At 64.7% G+C, this 20,870-nt stretch carries 16 protein-coding genes and 1 tRNA gene; 10 read left to right on the top strand and 7 right to left on the bottom strand.

Going from position 1 to position 20,870, the window contains the following annotated elements:
• Window positions 1-17 precede the first annotated feature (17 nt).
• The 5 genes from infB to PVW49_RS03505 form a co-directional block, all read right to left on the bottom strand.
• Window positions 18-2,498, bottom strand: a complete 2,481-nt coding sequence (gene infB / locus PVW49_RS03525; protein ID WP_048533438.1) for a translation initiation factor IF-2 — start codon at window positions 2,496-2,498, stop codon at window positions 18-20.
• A 6-nt stretch (window positions 2,499-2,504) separates the two neighbouring features.
• Window positions 2,505-3,134, bottom strand: coding sequence for an RNA-binding protein (locus PVW49_RS03520; RefSeq protein ID WP_274589907.1), 630 nt, complete (start codon window positions 3,132-3,134; stop codon window positions 2,505-2,507).
• Window positions 3,135-3,154: 20 nt separating this feature from the next.
• Entirely contained in the window at window positions 3,155-4,807 is a 1,653-nt protein-coding gene (gene nusA, locus PVW49_RS03515) for a transcription termination factor NusA (protein WP_048533436.1), read from the bottom strand.
• Window positions 4,807-5,409 carry a ribosome maturation factor RimP gene (rimP, locus tag PVW49_RS03510; RefSeq protein ID WP_074839569.1) on the bottom strand — a complete coding sequence of 201 codons (603 nt, stop codon included), beginning with the start codon at window positions 5,407-5,409 and terminating at the stop codon, window positions 4,807-4,809. The genes nusA and rimP overlap by 1 nt, the downstream gene beginning before the upstream one ends.
• Window positions 5,410-5,658: 249 nt before the next feature.
• On the bottom strand, window positions 5,659-6,645 hold the full coding sequence (locus tag PVW49_RS03505) for a complex I NDUFA9 subunit family protein (RefSeq protein ID WP_274589906.1): 987 nt from the start codon (window positions 6,643-6,645) through the stop codon (window positions 5,659-5,661).
• A gap of 148 nt (window positions 6,646-6,793) precedes the next feature.
• Here PVW49_RS03505 and PVW49_RS03500 point away from each other — a divergent pair.
• Window positions 6,794-6,879 (top strand) — tRNA-Leu (locus PVW49_RS03500).
• A 65-nt stretch (window positions 6,880-6,944) separates the two neighbouring features.
• On the opposite strand, the gene PVW49_RS03495 is transcribed toward PVW49_RS03500, so the two are convergent.
• Complete coding sequence (locus tag PVW49_RS03495; RefSeq protein WP_074839200.1) at window positions 6,945-7,559, bottom strand: response regulator transcription factor; 615 nt, start codon at window positions 7,557-7,559, stop codon at window positions 6,945-6,947.
• 311 nt (window positions 7,560-7,870) lie between these two features.
• Here PVW49_RS03495 and PVW49_RS03490 point away from each other — a divergent pair, with 311 nt between their 5' ends.
• From PVW49_RS03490 to PVW49_RS03465, 6 genes are all read left to right on the top strand, one after another.
• The gene (locus tag PVW49_RS03490; protein ID WP_274565722.1) at window positions 7,871-8,593 is read left to right on the top strand and encodes a WecB/TagA/CpsF family glycosyltransferase; all 723 of its coding nucleotides are present in this window, start codon (window positions 7,871-7,873) and stop codon (window positions 8,591-8,593) included.
• A gap of 696 nt (window positions 8,594-9,289) precedes the next feature.
• On the top strand, window positions 9,290-10,897 hold the full coding sequence (locus PVW49_RS03485; RefSeq protein ID WP_274565723.1) for an ABC transporter substrate-binding protein: 1,608 nt from the start codon (window positions 9,290-9,292) through the stop codon (window positions 10,895-10,897).
• Window positions 10,898-11,007: 110 nt separating this feature from the next.
• Window positions 11,008-11,964, top strand: coding sequence for an ABC transporter permease (locus PVW49_RS03480; RefSeq protein ID WP_048533432.1), 957 nt, complete (start codon window positions 11,008-11,010; stop codon window positions 11,962-11,964).
• A 12-nt stretch (window positions 11,965-11,976) separates the two neighbouring features.
• Entirely contained in the window at window positions 11,977-13,038 is a 1,062-nt protein-coding gene (locus PVW49_RS03475; protein WP_274565724.1) for an ABC transporter permease, read from the top strand.
• Window positions 13,039-13,043: 5 nt separating this feature from the next.
• Entirely contained in the window at window positions 13,044-14,696 is a 1,653-nt protein-coding gene (locus tag PVW49_RS03470; protein ID WP_048533430.1) for an ABC transporter ATP-binding protein, read from the top strand.
• Between the two features lie 460 nt (window positions 14,697-15,156).
• Window positions 15,157-16,449 (top strand): M24 family metallopeptidase, encoded by a 1,293-nt coding sequence (locus PVW49_RS03465; RefSeq protein WP_074839061.1) that lies wholly within the window; start codon window positions 15,157-15,159, stop codon window positions 16,447-16,449.
• 6 nt (window positions 16,450-16,455) lie between these two features.
• Here PVW49_RS03465 and PVW49_RS03460 read toward each other — a convergent pair whose 3' ends face one another.
• Window positions 16,456-17,883: an aldehyde dehydrogenase family protein gene (locus PVW49_RS03460; RefSeq protein ID WP_074839063.1), complete on the bottom strand. Its 1,428-nt coding sequence runs from the start codon at window positions 17,881-17,883 to the stop codon at window positions 16,456-16,458.
• 121 nt (window positions 17,884-18,004) lie between these two features.
• Here PVW49_RS03460 and PVW49_RS03455 point away from each other — a divergent pair, with 121 nt between their 5' ends.
• From PVW49_RS03455 to PVW49_RS03445, 3 genes are all read left to right on the top strand, one after another.
• Window positions 18,005-18,658: a peroxiredoxin gene (locus PVW49_RS03455; protein ID WP_048533427.1), complete on the top strand. Its 654-nt coding sequence runs from the start codon at window positions 18,005-18,007 to the stop codon at window positions 18,656-18,658.
• 281 nt (window positions 18,659-18,939) lie between these two features.
• Window positions 18,940-19,983 carry a succinylglutamate desuccinylase/aspartoacylase family protein gene (locus tag PVW49_RS03450; protein WP_048533426.1) on the top strand — a complete coding sequence of 348 codons (1,044 nt, stop codon included), beginning with the start codon at window positions 18,940-18,942 and terminating at the stop codon, window positions 19,981-19,983.
• Window positions 19,984-20,068: 85 nt separating this feature from the next.
• Window positions 20,069-20,854, top strand: coding sequence for a TIGR00266 family protein (locus tag PVW49_RS03445; protein WP_074839066.1), 786 nt, complete (start codon window positions 20,069-20,071; stop codon window positions 20,852-20,854).
• Window positions 20,855-20,870: the final 16 nt, after the last annotated feature.

The following is a 20,870-nucleotide window of genomic DNA, read 5'->3' as shown; positions in this document are numbered from 1 at the left end:
CTGTATCCGGCGCCGGATCAGTCGAGCTTGCGCTCGACTTCCGTGCGCTCGAAGATCTCGATGACATCGCCGGGGCGGATATCGTCGTAGTTCTCGAAGGCCATGCCGCATTCCTGGCCGGATTGCACCTCGGAGACCTCGTCCTTGAAGCGCTTGAGCGTCTTCAGCGTGCCTTCGTGGATCACCACGTCGTCACGCAGCAGGCGGACACCGGCGGAGCGGCGCGCCACCCCTTCGGTGACCAGACAGCCGGCGACCTTGCCGACGTTGGAGACCTTGAAGACCTCCTTGATCTCGGCATAGCCGATGAAGTTTTCGCGCACTTCGGCGGACAGCAGGCCCGAGGCCGCGGCTTTCACGTCATCCACCAGGTCGTAGATCACGCTGTAATAGCGGATTTCCACGCCTTTCTGGTTGGCCGAGTTCCGCGCCGAGGCATTGGCCCGGACGTTGAAGCCGAGGATCGGCGCATTGGACGCCTCCGCCAGGCCCACGTCGGTCTCGGTGATCGCGCCGACACCGTAATGCAGCACGCGCACGCGCACCTCTTCGTTGCCGATCTTCTCCATCGCCTGGACGATGGCCTCGGCAGAGCCCTGCACGTCGGCCTTGACCAGGATCGGCAGCTCGGCGACGTTCTCGTCTTCCTTGGCCTTGGCCAGAAGCTGATCGAGCGTGGTGGCGGCACCGGCGGCGGCGCGTTTGTCCTTGGCGGCCTGCTCGCGGTATTCCGCGATCTCGCGCGCCTGCGCCTCGGTCGACACCACGTTGAGCACGTCACCGGCTTCCGGCGTGCCGTTCAGGCCCAGCACCTCGACCGGCACCGACGGCCCGGCCTCTTCGACCCGTTCACCGGTGTCCGAGATCAGCGCCCGCACCTTGCCCCATTGCTCGCCCACAACGAAGATATCGCCCTGTTTCAGCGTGCCGTTCTGCACCAGAACCGTGGCCACCGGGCCGCGACCGACGTCGAGCTGAGCCTCGATCACGGCGCCATGGGCGGCGCGGTCGGGGTTGGCCTTGAGCTCGAGGATCTCGGCCTGAAGCGCAATCGCTTCAAGCAGCTCGTCGAGGCCCTTGCCGGTGATCGCCGACACTTCGATATCCTGCACATCGCCCGAGAGCTTCTCGACGATGACTTCGTGCTGAAGCAGGTCGGTCCGCACCTTGTCGGGGTTGGCGGCGGGCTTGTCGCATTTGTTGATCGCCACGATCATCGGCACCTCGGCCGCCTTGGCATGGGCAATCGCCTCGATGGTCTGCGGCATCACCGCGTCATCGGCGGCAACCACGAGCACGACGATATCCGTCACCTGTGCCCCGCGCGAGCGCATCGAGGTAAAGGCGGCGTGGCCCGGCGTGTCGAGGAAGGACAGGACCGCACCGCTGTCGGTCTCCACCTGATAGGCGCCGATGTGCTGGGTGATCCCGCCGGCTTCGCCAGCGACAACCTTGGCGTCGCGGATCGCGTCCAGGAGCGAGGTCTTGCCGTGGTCGACGTGGCCCATGATGGTGATGACCGGCGGACGCGGTTGCAGATCTTCTTCCTTGTCCTCGACCTCCTTGATGACGTCCTCGACGTCGGAGTCGGACACGCGCGTCACCTTGTGGCCGAATTCCTCGATGATGAGTTCGGCGGTGTCGGCGTCGATCGTCTGGTTCTGGGTGACCATCATGCCCATCTGCATGAGCGATTTGACCACGTCAGCCACGCGTTCCGCCATCCGGTTGGCCAGCTCGGAGACGACGATCGCCTCGGGCAGCTTGACCTCGCGGACAACCTTTTCCCGTTCGACCGGGCCACCCATGGCTTTCTGCCGGGCGCGTTCCTGCTTGCGCTTCATCGCGGCCATCGAGCGCTGCCGCCCGCCTTCGCCGCCGGTCAGCGCCTGGTTCACGGTCAGCTTGCCGGAGCGGCGGCCGCCGTCGCGCCCACCCTTCCCACGGTTCTGACGATCCTGTTCGCGGTCGGGCTTCTTGGCCGGCGCCTGCTTGGCACCGCCGCGCGGCTGATCGGCCTCGGCGGCGGGGGCAGCGGCCTTGGCGGCTGCGGCCTTGGCCTTGTCCTCGGCGGCGCGACGCTTGCGCTCTTCTTCCTCGGCCTTGGCCTTGGCTTTCTCTTCGGCCTCGCGCTGTTCGCGCTCCTTGGCCTCCATCTCGGCCCGGCGGCGCTCGCGCTCCTCGGCGCGCGCCTCTTCCTCGGCCTTGCGGTTCGCCGCCTCTTCGGCTTCGCGCGCCTTGGCGGCCTGAACCGCCTTCAGCCGGCGTTCCATCTCGGCATCAGTGATCCCGGCGGGCCGTTTGCCAGCACCGCCCACGCCACCGCCAGCCCCGCCGGAGCCGGACTTGGCACCGCCCGGCTTGGGCACGACCACGCGTTTGCGTTTGGTTTCCACCACGACGTTTTTAGTCCGCCCATGGCTGAAGCTCTGCTTCACATTGCCCGGACGGGCGCCGCCACGTAAACCAAGGGTCTTTTTGCCGTCATTATCGCTCATAAAGCTCTATTTTCCTTTCCGGCGACCGCTGCCGCCGTCGTCTTGCGCGCGCAGATTTTTCAATCTTGCGGCTTCCTCTACTACACGTTCCGTGAGTCCACCAGACGCCAGCGCGCCATGTATCACAGTTTGTCGGCCGAATGCCAATCCTAACTCGTCCGCGGTCAGCCAGCCGATGAATGATCCGCCATACGGCGTGCTCAGTTTCGACTTGCCCCTTTCGGAGCCATCGCTGGCCTGGATCAGGACGCGGGCCTCTTCCTTCTGAAGCCAGTCCTTGACCTTTTCATAGCCGGCGACCGCCTGCCCGCCCTTGCGGGCGAGCGAAATCAGATCCACCACGCGGCGCGCGATTTGCCTTTCGATCTCGGCCACCAGCCCATCGGGGACGGTGACCGGTTGCTTGGCGCTGCGGGCAAACAGCTTTTTCGACACCGCCTTGTCCAGCGCCGCGCGATCCGACGACACCCAGATACCGCGCCCGGGCAGCTTGCCCAGGACATCCGGTACCGCCTGACCCTCGGGGCCGACCACAAAGCGTATCATCCGCGCCACCGGCAACACCTCTCCGGTGGCGATGCATTTGCGCTCCGGTCCGGTGTCACCCCGGTCCTTGTCCTTGCCGCCGCGTGTCATTGCCTCGCCTCCGCGACCGTTCAGTCCCGTGCCTCTTCGGCCGCTTCCGCGTCCTCTTCGGCAATGAGGTCGTCACCGTCTTCGTCTTCGCTGTCGTCTTCCGCGGTTTCCAGATCGGCCGGATCCACCCAGCCAAGCTCGACCCGTGCGGTCATCACCAGGCCCTGTGCTTCCTCGAGCGAGACTTCAAAGGGCTCGAGCAGGCCGTCGTCCTTGACGCGTTCGCCATTCGCGGTGGTCCAGCCGCCGGCCAGTTCCCAATCGGCGCAGGTGGCGAAATCCTCGAGGGTCTTGATGCCATCCTTGGCGAGAACCTCGATCATTTGGGGTGTCAGGCCGTCAAAGTCAATAAGGCTGTCCTCGGCGCCCAGCTCGCGGGCATTGGCCAGTGCCTTCTTGGCCTGCTCTTCCAGGTGCTCGCGGGCCCGGGTCTGAAGCTCTTCGGCGGTGCCTTCGTCGACGCCGTCGATCACCAGCAGCTCGTCCTGCTCGACATAGGCCACCTCTTCGAGATTGGTGAACCCTTCCGACACCAGCAGCTGGGCGAAGAATTCGTCAAGGTCGAGGGTGTCCATGAAGAGCTGGGTGCGCTCTTCGAATTCCTTCTGGCGGCGCGCCGATTCCTCGGCCTCGGTCATGATGTCGATATCGAGCCCGGTGAGCTGCGACGCCAGGCGCACGTTCTGACCGCGACGGCCGATGGCCAGCGACAGTTGCTCTTCCGGCACCACAACCTCGATGCGCTCGGCTTCCTCGTCGAGAACCACCTTGGTGACCTCGGCCGGTTGCAGCGCGTTCACCAGGAAGGTGGGCTGGTCCTCGTTCCACGGGATGATGTCGATCTTTTCGCCTTGCAACTCGTTGACCACAGCCTGCACGCGGCTGCCGCGCATACCGACGCAGGCGCCCACGGGGTCGATCGAGCCGTCATAGGAAATCACGGCGATCTTGGCGCGCGAGCCGGGGTCGCGAGCGACGGCCTTGATTTCGATGATGCCGTCATAGATCTCGGGCACTTCCATCTTGAACAGCTCGGCCATGAATTCCGGTGCGGTGCGCGACAGGAAAATCTGCGGGCCACGGGCTTCGCGGCGCACATCCTTGATGTAGCAGCGGATGCGGTCGTTGGGGCGATAGCTCTCGCGGCCGATCTTTTCGTTGCGGCGCAGGATCGCCTCGCCCCGACCCACGTCGACGATGACGTTGCCGTATTCCTCGCGCTTGACCTGGCCGTTGATGATGGTGCCGGCGCGGTCCTTGAATTCTTCGTACTGGCGGTCGCGCTCGGCTTCGCGGACCTTTTGCAGGATCACCTGTTTGGCCGATTGCGCCGCGATCCGGCCCATTTCCACCGGCGGCACTTCCTCGACATATTGATCGCCCACCTTGGGCTCGGCCATGTATTGTTTGGCCTGCTCGACGGTCATCTCGGCCTGATAGTTCTCGAGCTCTTCTTCCTCGACCACGGTGCGCACGCGGGTAAAGGTGGCCCGGCCGGTGCGGCGGTCGATCGAGACCCGGATGTCCATCTCGGAGCCGTAACGCGACTTGGCGGCGCGGGCGAGGGATTCCTCCATTGCTTCGACCACGAGACCGGGGTCGATCATCTTTTCGCGCGCCACCGCCTCGGCGGTCTGCAAAAGCTCAAGCTGGTTGGCTGAGGTGATTGCCATTATTCTTTCTCCTCTTGAGACGCCGCTTCTTCGGTCTCGATCTCGTCAAACTTGGTTTCGTCCACGTCCGCCGCCTTGCGCTGGCGCAGCATTTCTCGGATCAACTCGTCGGTCATGACCAGCTTGGCATCGCTCAGCCAGTCAAAGTTCAGGCCCAGGGTCACGGTTTCCTCGCCTTGGCTGGAGCCATCGACGTTGATCAGCACTTCCTCGCCCTCGATGCCGGCCAGCACGCCCTTGAAGCGCCGGCGGCCGTCGATCAGTTCGGTGGTCTCGATCTTGGCCTCATATCCCTCGAATGTCTCGAAATCCTTGAGCCGGGTCAGCGGCCGGTCGATGCCGGGGCTGGAGACCTCGAGCGTATAGGTGTCGAGAATCGGGTCTTCGACGTCCAGCGTGGCGCTCACCGCGTTGGAGATGGCGGCGCATTCGTCGACCTCGATGCCGCCGCCGGGGCGCTCGGCCATGATCTGAAGCGTCTGGGTCTTGCCGCTCATCAGCCGGATGCGGACCAGTTCAAAACCCATATCCTCAATCACGGGACCGATAATTTCGGCCAGACGACGGTCGATCGCGGCTTTGGCAATCAGGGTATTTGACAGAATATCACTCATACGGCTTCCTGCGGGTTCGGCCCGGCGGACGGGCACAAAAAAACGGGCGCGCGGCCCGTCGAACTTATCCGGTGGAGCTTCGGGTGAGGCCCGGCGCGCCGCTGTTGAAGGGCGATATACGCGCTGCCGCCCGCTGACGCAAGGGGGCAGCGCGCAGCTTCTTGTCCGGGGCAGGTTTTCCTCGTCAACCGCGCTCTCCTCTGGCGGGGCGCCTGCGTCCGGTCGGGCGATTCGGGCCTATTTGGCCCCCAGACGGCCGGCGGATTCCTTGATCGCGTCGTATTGTCCGGCGGGGCGGAAACGCCAGAGGTAATCCGGCAGCACCGCTTCCATCGCGGTCGGGCGAATGCCGAGGTCGGCCAACCCGCGCGCGCCGTCGCTCACCACGTTGTCGCGGCCGAGCGAGCGCACCTGATCGCGGGTCAGGATGCCATTGCCGAACAACCCGAAGGTCAGCGTCGACAAAAGATCGAAACCCCGCGCCATCAGGCCGGCGGCCCAGAACGGCATGTTCAACACCAGCCGGCGGCGGCGGATCACCTTGAGCATGTCCTGCATCAGCTCGCGGAAGCTGCCGACATCGGGCCCACCCAGTTCATAGACACCCCCCGGGGCGGTGCCCATGGCGCCCATCGCGGCGGCCCGGGCGACGTCGTTGACATAGACCGGTTGGAATTTCGTATCCGCGCCGACCACCGGAAGCACCGGCCCCATCCGCGACATCCCGGCGAACCGGTTGAAGAAATTGTCTTCGGGGCCAAAAATCACCGAGGGTCGCAGGATCATCGCGTCCGGCATATGCGCCAGCACATTGGTTTCGCCCTCGGCCTTGGTCCGCTGGTAATCGCTGTCCGATGCGGCATCGGCCCCGATCGCCGAGATCTGCACCATGCGCGCCACGCCGCTTTCCGCGGCGATCCGGGCCACGCGGCCCGCGCCTTCGGCCTGCACGGCATCAAAGTTGTTCTTGCCGCGGGCGTCGAAGGTGCCGACGCAGTTGATCACCGCCGCTGCGCCCTGCATCACCTGCCGCACGCTGTTGTCGTCGCGGATGTTGCAGAACACCGGTTCGACCTGACCGACAACGCCATAGGTGCGCACGAAATGGGCCTCGTTCGGGCGCCGACAGGCGACACGCACGCGCCAGCCTTCCTTGGCCATGTGCCGTGCAATGTACCGGCCGAGAAAGCCGGAGCCGCCGTAGATCGTCACCAGTCTGGACATCGGAGCCTCGCGTTTTTCGATGCTTACAGGGAATATAACCGGCTCTTTGGTGTGACAAGACGATATGCGGTCGCGTCTGTGGCATTTCTTTCAGATTCCGCGTTGACACTCCCCCTGGCTCGATTTAAACGCCTGCCTCACGACACCTGCCCAGGTGGCGGAATGGTAGACGCGCTAGCTTCAGGTGCTAGTGTCCGTATGGACGTGGAGGTTCGAGTCCTCTCCTGGGCACCAATTCCCCTTGCAGATATGGCCGGAATACCGAGCGTCCCGAGGATCGGGCCGTCGTCCGGGGGCTGTCAGAACAGCCCGGCATCCTTGGCCACAATGGCCGCCTGCGTGCGGTTCGACACGCCGATCTTGCGATATAGGGTCTTCATGTGCAGCTTGACCGTCGGCTCGCGAATGTCGAGGTCGCGGGCGATCTCCTTGTTGGATTTGCCCTGCGTCAGGCCTTCGAGCACCTCGAGTTCGCGCGGAGAGAGCTTGTCGGTCAGCGGGTGGGCCTCGTCCTCTTCGGCCGCGCGCATGAAGTCGAGCGGGGCGTATTGCTCGCCCACCGCCATGAAGCGCACCGCATTGACCAGCGATTTTCCCGAAAGCGTCTTGGGCAGGAAGCCGGCGGCGCCCTTGGCCAGCGCCGTCTCGGCGACCGAGCGGTTGGCGGTGCCCGAGATGATCGCGACCCGCTGCGCGCCATCCTGCGCCATCATCCTGGCCAGCCCGTCGAGCCCGTTCATCCCGGGCATGTCGTAATCCAGCAGGATCAGATCAAAGGCCGCGCCGGCGCGCAGCTTGGCTTCGGCATCGGGCAGGCTAGCGGCGGTGACGGTCTCGAAACTGCCCTCGGCGTCGAGAAAGGCCTTGAGCGTATCCCGCAGAAGATCGTGATCGTCGGCGATCAGCACCCGCATCATTTTGATTGCTCCTGCCTTTCCCATCCTGCACGCGGCGCCTGATCGAACGGCCCACCGTGTCAGCGCGGGCAATTGCAAGGCGTGTCAGGCGATCTTGCCGCAGGATGCGCTGTGGCCCAAGGGGAAAAGCCGGGCGACATTGGCCTGACCGGACGGATGGGGCGTCTCTGCCCAATGGATGCGGCACCTGAGCGAAGGGGCAGGCGGCGGCGCGGCCGGTGCTGGGGGGCACCATCCGCACAGTTGAGAATCCCCCTGCGGTCGGCGCACCTCTTCGGGCGTTCAGTTGCCACTTCAGGAAAACCGGTATGAGTTTCGCCCCTCTTTCGCCCGACTTCATCCGCGCCCTTTGTGCCGCCGCCGCGCCGACGCTGCCGCGGGTGCGGCTGTTCGGTCTCGACCTCGTCAATGCCTCGCCCGCCATGGTGGTCGATGCGCTGATGGTGGTGCAGCAGCCGCAGCGGCTGACCTTTTTCAATGCCGATTGCGCCAATCTCGCGCTGTGCGATGGCGAATACCGGGCGGCGCTGACTTCGGCCGATCTGATCCTGCCGGGCGGCCGCTGCGTGCCGCTGGCCGCCCGCATGGCGCGCCGGCCGCTGGTGGCGCGCCACAGCGGCCCCGCATTGCTCCCGCGTCTGCTCGCGCGGGCGGCGCGGGCCGGGCGAAAGGTCTTTCTGGTGGGTGGCCCGCCCGGCGTGGCGGAGCGGGTGGTCAATCGGCTCTGCCTGGCCATTCCCGGTCTGCGGATTGTCGGCACCCGCGACGGTCTGGACGGCATCGAGAACGAGACCGAAACCGTCGCGGCGATCAATGCGAGCGGCGCGGATATCGTCATCGCCGGTCTCGGGCTGCCGCACAGCGACGTCTGGCTCGCGGATGTCTCGCCCAGGCTGACCGCGCGCCTTACCCTGGCCACCGGGCCTCTGCGCGATGTCGGCTCAGGCCACATGCGCCGCACGCCCCGGCTCCGGGGGCTGACGCTTGCCCCGCAAGCCGGCATGGCAGCCCCCGGAGCCGGGCGTTTCTGAGCCGGGGGTCCGGCGCCGTCGGGGCGGATTGCGCCGGTCGCGGCACGGCCGGAGCGGGCTTTGGCAGGCCAAAAGGTCGGAATCGGGCCTGGAAAGATCGGTTTTCGTACCTGTGGCCGTCAAATTCCGTCCCACACTCCTCCGACGAGGAGACCGGATGTGACAGCAACGCGCAGTGATCGGCCAGAATGCGGGACCGGCGGACCAGAGACCGCCCCGCCCGTTGCCGAATCCGCCGCGGAACGACCGGCCGCCGCCGCCCGCGCCGGGGAGAGCTGAGGCCCATGGTTGCAAGCCAGAACAGGCCGTGCGAAAACGACACCTCTGTCGCTTTTGACACTCCTGCTGCAATCGTCACAAGAGGCCAGTTTGCGAAAAAGGCAAGAGATTTCGACATTTTGAGTGGATTAGCGCCGACGATCATGTTTCGATGGTGGTGTCGTTTTCCCGCAGAGGAACGACGCATCCGGCACCGGGGGCTGGCGTTGCCAAACCGGTTCGAGAGCGCGCGCGCCTGTGCGGATGTCACACAGGAACATAGGGATGAGCATTTCAGAATGCGTCGATCGACAGACCCGTCCTGCCGCGTGAGTGGACAGACAGACATGACCTTCGGTCGATGTGCCCCCGCAGGGGCCACGGCATGACCCGCACCTCAAGGGCGGGCATTCGCATGACAACAGGGAGACACAGACCATGCGTAACAAAAAAGACCTGAGCCTGATCGACAGGCTGTCCCACGAGGCGCGTCTCGGCCGCCTGTCGCGCCGCGATTTCATGCGCCATTCGGCCGCCGCCGGCCTGACCGCCGCCGCCGCCACCGGCCTGTGGACATCCGAAGCCAAGGCGCAGCCCAAATCCGGCGGCACCTTCCGCGTCGCGATCCACGACAACAACACCTCGGACACCCACAACCCGGGCACCTATCTGTCGATCCAGCAGATTTTCCTGGCCCACACCCATCGCGCCTATCTGACCCTGATCAACACCGACCAGACCCTGGGCGGCGACGTGGCCGAGGATTGGTCCGGCTCCGAGGATGCCTCGGAATGGACCTTCAAGCTGCGCGACAACGTGACGTTCCACGATGGCCGCAAATGCACCGCCGATGACGTCATCGCCTCGATGAACTTTCACCGCGGCGAGGCCTCGACCTCGGCCGCCAAGGCGCTTCTGGCCGATGTCGCGGATATCACCAAGACCGATGACCTCACCGTTGTGTTCACGCTTACCGGTCCGAACGCCGATCTGCCCTGGCTGATGACCGACTATCATCTGACCATCCAGCCGGCGAGCGAGGACGGCATCGAATGGCGCAACGGCATCGGCTGCGGCCCCTACAAGATCGTCGATGGCGAATTCGGCGTCGGCTTCAAGCTCGAGCGGCATGACGGCTGGCACGGCGAAGGCGCCTATTTCGACGCGGTAGAGATGATCGCGATCAACGATCCCAATGCCCGCCAGACCGCGCTTGTCACCGGTGACGTCGATGCGGTCTCGGCCATCGACCTCAAGACCATGGCGCTGATGCAGCGCAATCCGCAGCTGATCGTGGACAACGTGCCTTCGGCCTCGGCGATCACCATGCCGATGCACACCAACACCGCGCCTTATGACGATGTCGATGTGCGCATGGCGCTGAAACTGGCGATGAACCGCGAAGAGATCGTCGAAAAGATCGCCTTTGGTGCGGGCACCGCCGGCAACGATTTCCACCATTCGCCGGCCCAGCCCTATTATCCCGAGGGGCTCGACCAGCTCAGCTACGACCCCGACCAGGCCAGGGCTCTGCTCAAGAAGGCCGGTCACGAGAACCTCAAGATCAACCTGTCCTCGGCGGAATCGATCTTCTCGGGCGCGGTCGACATGTGCGTTCTTTATTCCGAGCAGGCCAAGGCGGCGGGGATCGACATCACCGTCGTGCGCGAGCCCAACGACGGTTATTATTCCGACGTCTGGCTGAAAAAGCCGTTCTGTGCCGTGGCCTGGGGCGCGCGCCCGACGCCCGACGTGATGTACACCCTGGCCTACAAGGCGGATGCCGCCTGGAACGAAAGCTTCTGGGTCAACGACCGCTTCAACGAGCTGCTGTTGCAGGGCAAGTCCGAGCTGGACGATGCCAAGCGGTCGGAAATCTATCGCGAAATGGCCCAGATCGCCCGCGACGATGGCGGCACGATCATCCCGTTCTTCCGCAACTTCGTCTACGGCCGCCGCTCCAACGTCCAGAACACCGGCGAGCTCGCCGCAAGCTGGGAAATGGACGGCTGCCGCGCCGCCAGCCGCTGGTGGTTCGACGGCTAAGCCGTGCAATCAGCCGTGGCGGTCCGGGGTGTTCCCGGGCCGCCGCACCGGCCTCTGACCGGGCCCAAGAACCCGCGCACCCCGCGGCATAAAAGCAAAGGGAGAGCCTCATGGGGGACATTCTCGGCCTCGTCCTGAAGCGTCTGGGCTTTGGCCTCATCACGCTTCTGATCATTTCGATCATCATCTTTTTCATGGTCGAACTGCTGCCCGGCGACATCGCCGAAGCGGTTCTGGGCCAAGGTGCGACACCGGAAAACCTCGCCGCCCTGCGCGAGGAAATGGGGCTGAACAAGCCCGCCTTCGTGCGATATTTCGAATGGCTCGGCGGTGCCGTCGTCGGAGATTTCGGCAATTCGGTCGTCTCGGGCGAACGGGTCAGCACGCTGATCACCGAACGTTTCATCAACACGCTGTTCCTGGCCGCCTATGCCGCGGTGATCGCTGTGCCTTTTGCCATCACCCTGGGCGTGATCGTGGCGCTGCTGCGCAACACGCTGTTCGACCGGGTGGCCAATGTGCTGACGCTGACCTCGATCTCCAGCCCCGAGTTCTTTCTCGGCTACATCCTGATCCTCTATCTCTCGGTCAAGACCGGCATGTTCCCCGCCATTTCCAGCCTGCGGGCCGACATGTCCTTTGCCGATCTGCTGCATCGCACCTTCCTGCCGGCGCTGACGCTGGTGCTGGTGGTCACCGCGCATATGATGCGGATGACCCGCGCCGCGATCATCAACCTGCTGGCCTCGCCCTATATCGAAATGGCGCGACTCAAGGGCACGCCGCCGTGGAAGGTGATCGTGAAACACGCGCTGCCCAACGCCTGGGCGCCGATCATCAACGTCATCGCGCTGAACCTGGCCTATCTGATCACCGGCGTCGTGCTGGTCGAGGTGGTGTTTGTCTATCCCGGCATCGGCCAGGCGCTGGTCGACGCGGTGTCCAAACGCGATTTCCCGATCGTCCAGGCCTGTTGCCTGATCTTCGCCGCGACCTTCATCCTGCTCAACCTGGCGGCGGATGTCGGCGCCATTCTCACCAACCCGCGCCTGCGGCATCCGAAGTAAGGGAGAGAGATCATGAGCGTATTTGTCGTTCTCTACTTCGCCTGCCTGATCATCGCATCATGCCTGGCGGCCTTCTATGAAAAGCGCGGGCCGTTTATCCTGCTGTTCTCGCTGACCCTCATCAGCTTCATCCTCGGTATCGTCGGCGGCACCGGTGCGCTGCGCTTTGTCGCCATCGCGGCCGCGGTGCTGGCCTTTGCCGCCGGGGTCGCCTTCTGCTTCCGCGAGTTCCTGGTGGTGCTGCTGCCCACCAAGATCGGCAAGGAGCTGAAAACCGCGCCGCTGACCGCCGCCTTCGGCTTGTTCGTGATCTTCACCTATGCCATTGCCGCGATCTTTGCGCCCTGGATCGCGCCTTACGGCGAAAGCGAGGTCATCGCCTCGTCCTTTGCTCCGGCGGACGAAAATATGCTGCTGGGCGCCGATCAGCTTGGCCGCGACATGTTCAGCCGGATCATCTACGGCGCGCGCAACTCGGTGGGTCTGGCGCTGGCGGCGACCATCGCGGCCTTCTTCCTGGGCGCGGCGGCCGGGCTTCTGGCGGCCACCAAGGGCGGCTGGTTCGATCAGTTCATGGGCCGCTTCGCCGATGTGATCATGTCGATCCCCTCGTTGATCTTTGCCCTGTTGATGCTGTCGATCTTCGGGCCGCAGGTTTTTGTGATCATCGTCGCCGTCGCCATCATCTATGCGCCGCGGGTCTTCCGCCTGACGCGGGCGGTGGCTGGCAACGTGGTGGTGATGGACTATATCGAAGCTGCCAAGCTGCGCGGCGAGAAGGACAGCTATCTGATCCGCAGGGAGATCCTGCCCAATTCCACGGCGCCGCTGATCGCCGAATTCGGGCTCGAGTTCTGCTTTGTCTTCCTGCTGGTGGCGGGGCTGTCATTCCTCGGCCTGGGCATTCAGCCGCCAACCGCGGACTGGGGCTCGATGGTGCGCGAAAACGCGACGCTGATCTCGTTCGGCGACATCACCCCGCTGATCCCGGCGGCGGCGATCGCCCTGCTGACCGTGGCGGTCAACTTCGTTGTCGACTGGATGCTGTTCCGGTCCTCCGGCCTGAAGGAGTAACCTAGATGGTACACGACAAATCCGTTCTGCTCGAGATCAAGGATCTCAGGATCGAAGGCTACACCGGCGAGGTCTGGGTGCCGATCATCAAGGGCGTCGACCTGACCCTGCACCGCGGCGAGGTGATGGGCCTGATCGGCGAATCCGGGGCCGGAAAATCCACCATCGGCGCCGCCGCCATGGGCTATGCCCGCGACGGCACGCGCATTGTCGAAGGCTCCAAGATCGAGTTCGACGGCATGGAGCTGACCACCGCCACCGAAGGCGAGCGACGCGCGCTGCGCGGCTCGCGCATCGCCTATGTGGCGCAATCGGCGGCGGCGTCTTTCAACCCGGCGCACAAGATCATCGACCAACACACCGAAGCGCCGCTGCACTACCGCATCCAGAAGCGGATGGAGGCGCAAGAGGATGCGATGGACCTCTACGAGCGTCTGCGCCTGCCGAACCCCAAGGAAATCGGCTTCCGCTATCCGCACCAGGTCTCGGGCGGGCAGCTCCAGCGGGCAATGACGGCGATGGCGATGTCCTGCCGGCCCGACCTGATCATCTTTGACGAGCCGACCACTGCGCTCGACGTGACCACCCAGATTGAGGTGCTGGCGGCGATCCGCGACATCGTGGATCAGTTCAACACGGCGGCGATCTACATTACCCATGACCTCGCCGTGGTGGCGCAGATGGCCGATACCATCAAGGTGCTGCTCAAGGGCGAAGAGGTCGAGCAGCAGCCGACCGAGGAGATGCTGGACAACCCGCAGGAGGATTACACCAAGTCGCTCTGGGCGGTGCGCAGCTTTGAACGGCCGCAGAAATCGCGGCCCGAGGGCGAGACGCCGCTGATCTCGGTGCAGGATGTCGATGCCTCTTATACCGGCGGCGACAAGGTGCTCGATGGCGTCTCCTTCGACATCCACAAGGGGATGACCGTCGCGGTCGTGGGCGAATCCGGCTCCGGCAAATCCACCACTGCGCGGGTGATCACCGGGCTCTTGCCGCCGTCGAACGGCCAGGTCCTGTTTCAGGGCGAGCCCCTGCCGCCGCGCTATCAGGACCGGACCAAGGACCAGCTGCGGCAGGCGCAGATGATCTATCAGATGGCCGATACCGCGCTCAATCCCAAGGTGCGGATCTCCGAGATCATCGGTCGCCCGGCGCAGTTCTATTCCGGCCTCTCGGGCACGGAGCTGAAACACCGGGTGGACGAGCTGCTCGACCTGATCGAGCTTGATCCCTCCAAGTTCTACAACCGCTATCCGCCAGAGCTGTCCGGCGGACAGAAACAACGCATCGGCATTGCCCGGGCGCTGGCGGCCGAACCCAGCTTCATCATCTGCGACGAGGTCACTTCGGCGCTCGATCAGCTTGTGGCCGAGGGGATTCTCAAGCTGCTGGACCGGCTGCAAAACGAGCTGGACCTAGCCTATATGTTCATCACCCACGATCTGGCGACCGTGCGGTCGATCGCCGATGAGGTGGTGGTGATGCAGCATGGCAAGGTGGTGGAGCAGGGGCCCAAGGACAAGATGTTCACCCCGCCGCATCACCCCTATACCGACCTGCTGCTCAGTTCGGTGCCCGAGATGGACCCGAACTGGCTGACCACCCTGCTGGAAGAGCGCGGCGTCGACAACGTCGGCGAGGCGGCCGACGTCTGACCTTCCGGGGCGCGAACGCGAAAACCTGTCCGGTCCATGAAGAACCGGATTGAAGCTGATTGCAAAAGGGGTTAGAAGGCCGCGACGGCGTCAGGTCATTGCCATTCCGGTGGCCACCATCGTGGCCAGCAGAATGCCATAGACGACAAACACTGCCGGCAAAGTGCCGGCGCGGGTGCGCGCATCGCGGATGATTTCGTCACGTGTCATCATTGGTCCACTCCTCGGGTATTGAGCGGTTGGCATCCAATGGCGCTTGGCCATGAATCGCAGGTAGGCCAACCATCTGAGTCGAACAAGCGCTCTCTGTTCAAAATCAATGAATCGCCTGCATACCCGGTTTGCGTCTGGCGCATACCGGGGGCAATCGTGCCGTTTCCGGGACAGTCCCGTCGCAATTGGACCTCGCGCCGCGCCGGACAGCTTCTAGCGTCCCCGCAGGTAAAGGGAGACATCAGCCATGGCAAATTTCGACTGGCACGCCGAGCGCAGCGATTTGACCGCCATTGCGCTGCTCGACCGCGCGCCGGAAAGTGCCGCCATCGACCTGCGCGCGGTCTATCACTATCGCCGCGACCGGCTGCGCCACGAGATGGCGGCACGCGGGTTCGGCGCGGTGATCCTCTCGGACCCGGTCAACATCCGCTACGCCACCGGCACCCGCAACATGCAGGTGTTTTCGATGCGCAATGCGCCGTCGCGTTATCTGTTGCTGACCGCCGACCGCGCGATCCTGTTCGAATTCACCGGCTGCCTGCATCTGGCCGATGGCTTCGACACCATCGACGAGGTGCGCCCGGCGCGCACCGCCAGTTTCGTTGCCGCCGGGCCAGAGATCGCCGCGCGCGAAAAGGCCTGGGCGGCGGAAATGGGCGATCTGATTGCCGGGCTTGTCGGCCGCGGCGCCAAGGTGGGCATGGAGCGGCTGAACGCCGGCACGGCAATTGCGCTTGGCGAACAGGGGTTCACGGTGGCGGACGCGCAGGCGCCGGTGGAAATGGCCCGCGCGATCAAATCGGCGGAAGAGATGAAATGCGTCCGCGCCAGCCTGCGCGCGACCGAGGCGGCAGTGGGCGAGTTGCGCGCGGCCCTGCGGCCGGGGATGACCGAGAACCAGCTCTGGGCGGTGATGCATCAGGCGGTGATCGCCGGCAATGGCGATTACTGCGAGACCCGGCTGCTCAATGCGGGCGCCCGGACCAACCCCTGGTTTCAGGAAAGCGCGCATCATGTGATCGGCGCAGGCGATCTGGTGGCGCTCGACACCGATGTGGTCGGCTGCCACGGCTATTATTCGGATTTCTCGCGTACCTTTCACGCCGGGCCGGGCAGGCCCACGGGCGCGCAGAAAACGCTCTATCAGACCGCGCTCGAACAGGTCTATCACAACATGGAGATCCTGCGCCCGGGCCTGAGCTTTCGCAAGTATGCCGAGGCCGCCTGGGAGATCCCGGACCGCTATTTCGCCAACCGCTATTACCTGTCGTCGCATGGCTGCGGCATGACCGGCGAATATCCCTATCTCTACCACCGCGCGGATTTTCCCGATGCGGGGTATGACGGGGTGATCGAACCGGGGATGACGATCTGTGTCGAAAGCTACATCGGAGAAGAGGGCGGGCCCGAAGGCGTGAAGCTGGAACAGCAGGTGCTGATCACCGAGACCGGCATCGAACTGCTGTCGGAATTTCCCTTCGAGGCGTCCCTGATGGACGCCTCGTTTCAGCCGGCCTTGCCGGTGCCCCGGATCTGAGCGCGGCTATTCCGCCGCCCAGCCCGACACCGCCTTGACCTCGAGGAACTCATCGAGGCCATGCGCTCCGCCTTCGCGGCCGTTGCCCGACTGCTTGTAGCCGCCGAAGGGCGAGCCCTGGGCAAAGCCCTGGCCGTTGGTCTCGATCATCCCGGCGCGCAGACGCCGTGCCACTCGGCGGCGCTTGTCGTCATCCCGGGTCTGGACATAATCGGCGAGGCCATAAGGCGTGTCATTGGCGATCGCCACCGCCTCGTCCTCGCTGTCGAAAGGCTGGATCGACAGCACCGGGCCAAAGATCTCTTCCTGCGCGATGGTCATGTCGTTGCTGACATCGGCAAAGACCGTCGGGCGCACGAAATAGCCGCGATTGAGCCCCTCGGGCCGCCCGGGCCCGCCGGCCACCAGCCGTGCCTCCTGCATGCCGGTCTCGATCAATTTCTGGATCTTGTCGAACTGCACTTCCGAGACAACCGGTCCGATGAATTTGCCCGCCTCCGAGGCCGGGCCGACCCGGGTTGCCTCGGCCACCTGCACCGCGGTCTCGATCGCCGCGTCATAGCGCGAGCGTTCCACCAGCATGCGCGTCGGCGCGTTGCAGGATTGGCCCGAATTGGCAAAGCAATGCCGCGCACCGCGTTTGACCGCATCTTCATCGGCATCGGCAAAGATGATGTTGGCGCCCTTGCCGCCCAATTCGAGTGAGACCCGCTTGAGCGTATCGGCGGCGGCCTTGGAGATGGCGATCCCGGCCCGGGTGGAGCCGGTAAAGGAAATCATGTCGACATCCCGGTGCTTCGAAAGCTGCGTGCCCACGCCCGACCCGTCGCCATTGACGAGGTTGAAAACCCCCTTGGGAAACCCCGCCTGATCGACGAATTCGGCAAAGAGCAGCGACGACAGCGGCGCCACCTCGGAGGGCTTCAGCACCACGGTGCAGCCGGCGGCCAGCGCCGGAAAGACCTTGAGCACCACCTGGTTCATCGGCCAGTTCCACGGCGTGATCAGCCCGCAGACGCCGATCGGCTCTTTCAGGTGCTTTTCGGTGGCGGTGAAGTCGCTTTCGAAGCGGAACCCCTCGAGCGCCTTGAAGAAGCCGCCCATGTGCCAGATGCCGGCGCCGACCTGGTTGGCGTTGGCATAGTCGATGGGCGCGCCCATCTCCTTGCTGATCGCGGAACCCATCTCGGCGGCGCGGGATTTGTAGATCTCGTAGAGTTTGCGCAGCAGCGCCACACGGTCTTCCGGCGGCGTCGCGGCCCAGCCGTCAAAGGCGGCGCGCGCGGCGGCGACGGCGGCATCGGTGTCGGCCTGATCGCCGAGCGAGATCACCGCGCAGGGCTCTTCTGTGGACGGGTCGATGACGTCAAGATCGCGCGGCGCGGCCGGGTTCACCCAGGCACCGTCGATGTAGAACTGGCGTTTCTCGATCATTGGTTGACCTCCCTTGGATTAGCGGCACTGTGTCACCACATCAGTGGGGTCACAAGAGACCGAACGCGAAATTTGATCAAATCTTTCGGCGCCGCCGGAAGGGCAAACCAGAGGAGTTACCATGGGACTGCGCATCAACGACACCGTGCCGAATTTTACCGCCGAGACGGACCAGGGCAGCATCACGTTCCACGACTGGATCGGTGACAACTGGGCGATCCTGTTCTCGCACCCCAAGGATTTCACCCCGGTCTGCACCACCGAGTTCGGCGCGGTGGCGCAGCTTGCCGATGAATGGGAAAAGCGCGGCACCAAGGTGCTCGGCATTTCCGTCGACGGCGTCGAGGATCACAAGGGCTGGAAAAAGGACATCGAGCTTGTTGCCGGCACCAAGGCGGGGTTCCCGATCATTGCCGACAACGGGCTGGCGGTGTCCAAGGCCTTTGACATGCTGCCGGCCGAATACTACCTGCCCGACAATCCGACACCGAACGACAGTGCCACGGTGCGCGTGGTCTATATCATCGGGCCGGACAAGCAGCTCAAGCTGTCGATGACCTATCCGATGAATGTCGGCCGCAACTTCGCCGAGGTGCTGCGCGCGCTCGACGGGCTGCAAACCGCCGCCAAACACGGTGTCGCCACCCCGGCCAACTGGCAGGTTGGCCAGGACGTGATCATCCCGACCGCCGTCAACGACGAGGCGGCCAAGGAAAAGTTCGGCGAATTCGAGACCGTTCTGCCCTATCTGCGCAAGACCAAGGCGCCGGCCTGAACCAAGCCATCTAGCTTCGGGAAGGCGGCCCCGCGTCGCCCTCCCTTGGCCCCTTCGGCCTCAAGGTCGAGGCCCCGGCGCGGCGGCCGGGGCGCGGCCCCCGAAACCACCCCGTCCCGGCCCCCGCGCCGGGACCTCTGCGCCGACCTCCGCCCCAACATCCCCAAGCGACACATTCCGGCATTATGCATGGCGGGCGCGGAACGCCGGCCATGGACAATCTCACCCGGATGCCTCCTAATCCCGCGACGCGACAGACAGGAGAGGGTCGGAAGACGAAGATGACGAAACGGGCGGCATTTGAAATCGGCGGCAAGACGTTTGAACCCGGCAGCGACGGGATCGTCGAACTGCCGGTCAGCCAGATGCCCGATCACACACCGGTCACCATGGCGGTGCATGTCTTTCACGGCAAACGCCCCGGCCCGGTGGTCTTTGTCTCGGCGGCGATCCACGGCGACGAGGTGATCGGCGTCGAGGTGGTCCGCCGCCTGTTGCGCGCCAAGCCGATCGAGCGGCTGGCCGGCACCCTGCTGGCGGTGCCGATCGTCAATTCCTTCGGCTTCATCAACCATTCGCGCTACCTGCCCGACCGGCGCGATCTCAACCGCTGTTTTCCGGGGCATCCCTCGGGCTCGCTGGCGGCACGTCTGGCGCATATCTTCATGACCGAGATTGTCGCCCGCTCCGACCTTGGCATCGACCTGCATTCCGCCGCCATCCGGCGCGAGAACCTGCCGCAGATCCGCCTGACCCCCGGCAATGCACGGCTGGCCGAGCTGGGCCGCGCCTTTGGCGCACCGGTGATGCTGCAATCGCGGCTGCGCGACGGGTCGCTGCGCCATGCCGCCGAAGAGATGGGGTGTGACGTGCTGCTCTACGAGGCGGGCGAGGGGCTGCGGTTTGACGAATACGCCGCCCGCGCCGGGCTCTCGGGGATACTGCGGGTGATGCATAAGCTTGGCATGATCGGCGCCCGCGGCGTGCCGCAGGTCAAGACGCCGCCGCTGCTGTCGGAACGCTCGAGCTGGCTGCGCGCGCCCCTGGGCGGGCTGCTGCGCACCTATCGCACCATTGGCGATTACGTCACCGAGGGCGAGGTGCTGGGCGTGGTGGCCGATCCCACCGGCGATGTCGAGGAAGAGGTGCTGAGCGAGATCGAAGGCATCATTATCGGCCGCACCAACATGCCGGTGGTCAATGAGGGCGACGCGCTGTTCCACATCGCGCTGACCCCGTCGGAGAAGGTGGCCGAGGCGGTGGTGGGCGAGATGTCGGCCCAGCGCGAGGCCGCGCCGCTGTTCGACGAAGACGAGATTATCTGACGTAAGGGCAGGAAAACCTGCCTTTTCGCAAGCGCGCTCAGGGGGCTATCATTCGGCAGCGGGACAGGACGGAAGGGATCATGCCATGCGTTGCCACGAGGTGGATTACGAGGTTTTTGGCGACGACATGCAGATCGTCGAGGTCGAGCTCGATCCCGGCGAGACGGTGATCGCCGAAGCCGGCGCCATGAACTACATGGAAGACGGCATCACCTTCGAAAGCCGCATGGGCGACGGCTCCACCCCCACCAGCGGCGTGATGGGCGCGCTGATGAACGTCGGCAAGCGGGTACTGACCGGCGAATCGATCTTTCTCACTCATTTCACCAACCAGGGCCGGGACAAGCACCGCGTCGCCTTTGCCGCGCCGTATCCGGGCAAGATCGTGCCGCTGGACATGGCGCAGCTCGGCGGCGAGATCATCTGCCAGAAGGATGCCTTTCTCTGCGCCGCCTTCGGCACCCGCACCGACATCGCCTTTCAGAAGAAGCTGGGCGTCGGGTTCTTTGGTGGCGAGGGCTTCATCCTGCAACGGCTGAACGGTGACGGCATGGCCTTTGTGCATGCCGGCGGCACGTTGATCCGGCGCGATTTGCAGGCCGGCGAGGTGCTGCGCGTCGACACCGGCTGTATCGCGGCCTTTACCTCCGGGATCGATTATTCCATCGCCCGGGCCGGCAACCTCAAGAGCATGGTCTTCGGCGGCGAAGGCCTGTTCCTCGCCACCCTGCGCGGCCCCGGCACGGTCTTTCTGCAAAGCCTGCCGTTCTCGCGGCTGGCCGACCGGGTGCTGCAAGCCGGGGGCATCGGCGGCAACAAGGGCGAAGGTTCGGTCCTCGGCGGATTGGGCGACATGTTCGGCGACCGCTGACGGCGGCGCTGGCGCG

It is taken from the genome of Marinovum sp. PR37, from assembly GCF_028807375.1.
Taxonomy (GTDB): domain Bacteria; phylum Pseudomonadota; class Alphaproteobacteria; order Rhodobacterales; family Rhodobacteraceae; genus Marinovum; species Marinovum algicola.
Note: the sequence above shows the minus strand (reverse complement) of the source record. Positions and strands in the feature narration are given on the sequence as shown.

Excerpts from the sequence above, each read along its gene's own strand:
- infB (WP_048533438.1), bottom strand. The coding sequence starts at position 2,498 with ATGAGCGATAATGACGGCAAAAAGACCCTTGGTTTACGTGGCGGCGCC.
- PVW49_RS03520 (WP_274589907.1), bottom strand. The coding sequence starts at position 3,134 with ATGACACGCGGCGGCAAGGACAAGGACCGGGGTGACACCGGACCGGAG.
- nusA (WP_048533436.1), bottom strand. The coding sequence starts at position 4,807 with ATGGCAATCACCTCAGCCAACCAGCTTGAGCTTTTGCAGACCGCCGAG.
- PVW49_RS03505 (WP_274589906.1), bottom strand. The coding sequence starts at position 6,645 with ATGTCCAGACTGGTGACGATCTACGGCGGCTCCGGCTTTCTCGGCCGG.
- PVW49_RS03495 (WP_074839200.1), bottom strand. The coding sequence starts at position 7,559 with ATGCGGGTGCTGATCGCCGACGATCACGATCTTCTGCGGGATACGCTC.
- PVW49_RS03490 (WP_274565722.1), top strand. The coding sequence starts at position 7,871 with ATGAGTTTCGCCCCTCTTTCGCCCGACTTCATCCGCGCCCTTTGTGCC.
- PVW49_RS03485 (WP_274565723.1), top strand. The coding sequence starts at position 9,290 with ATGCGTAACAAAAAAGACCTGAGCCTGATCGACAGGCTGTCCCACGAG.
- PVW49_RS03480 (WP_048533432.1), top strand. The coding sequence starts at position 11,008 with ATGGGGGACATTCTCGGCCTCGTCCTGAAGCGTCTGGGCTTTGGCCTC.
- PVW49_RS03475 (WP_274565724.1), top strand. The coding sequence starts at position 11,977 with ATGAGCGTATTTGTCGTTCTCTACTTCGCCTGCCTGATCATCGCATCA.
- PVW49_RS03470 (WP_048533430.1), top strand. The coding sequence starts at position 13,044 with ATGGTACACGACAAATCCGTTCTGCTCGAGATCAAGGATCTCAGGATC.
- PVW49_RS03465 (WP_074839061.1), top strand. The coding sequence starts at position 15,157 with ATGGCAAATTTCGACTGGCACGCCGAGCGCAGCGATTTGACCGCCATT.
- PVW49_RS03460 (WP_074839063.1), bottom strand. The coding sequence starts at position 17,883 with ATGATCGAGAAACGCCAGTTCTACATCGACGGTGCCTGGGTGAACCCG.
- PVW49_RS03455 (WP_048533427.1), top strand. The coding sequence starts at position 18,005 with ATGGGACTGCGCATCAACGACACCGTGCCGAATTTTACCGCCGAGACG.
- PVW49_RS03450 (WP_048533426.1), top strand. The coding sequence starts at position 18,940 with ATGACGAAACGGGCGGCATTTGAAATCGGCGGCAAGACGTTTGAACCC.
- PVW49_RS03445 (WP_074839066.1), top strand. The coding sequence starts at position 20,069 with ATGCGTTGCCACGAGGTGGATTACGAGGTTTTTGGCGACGACATGCAG.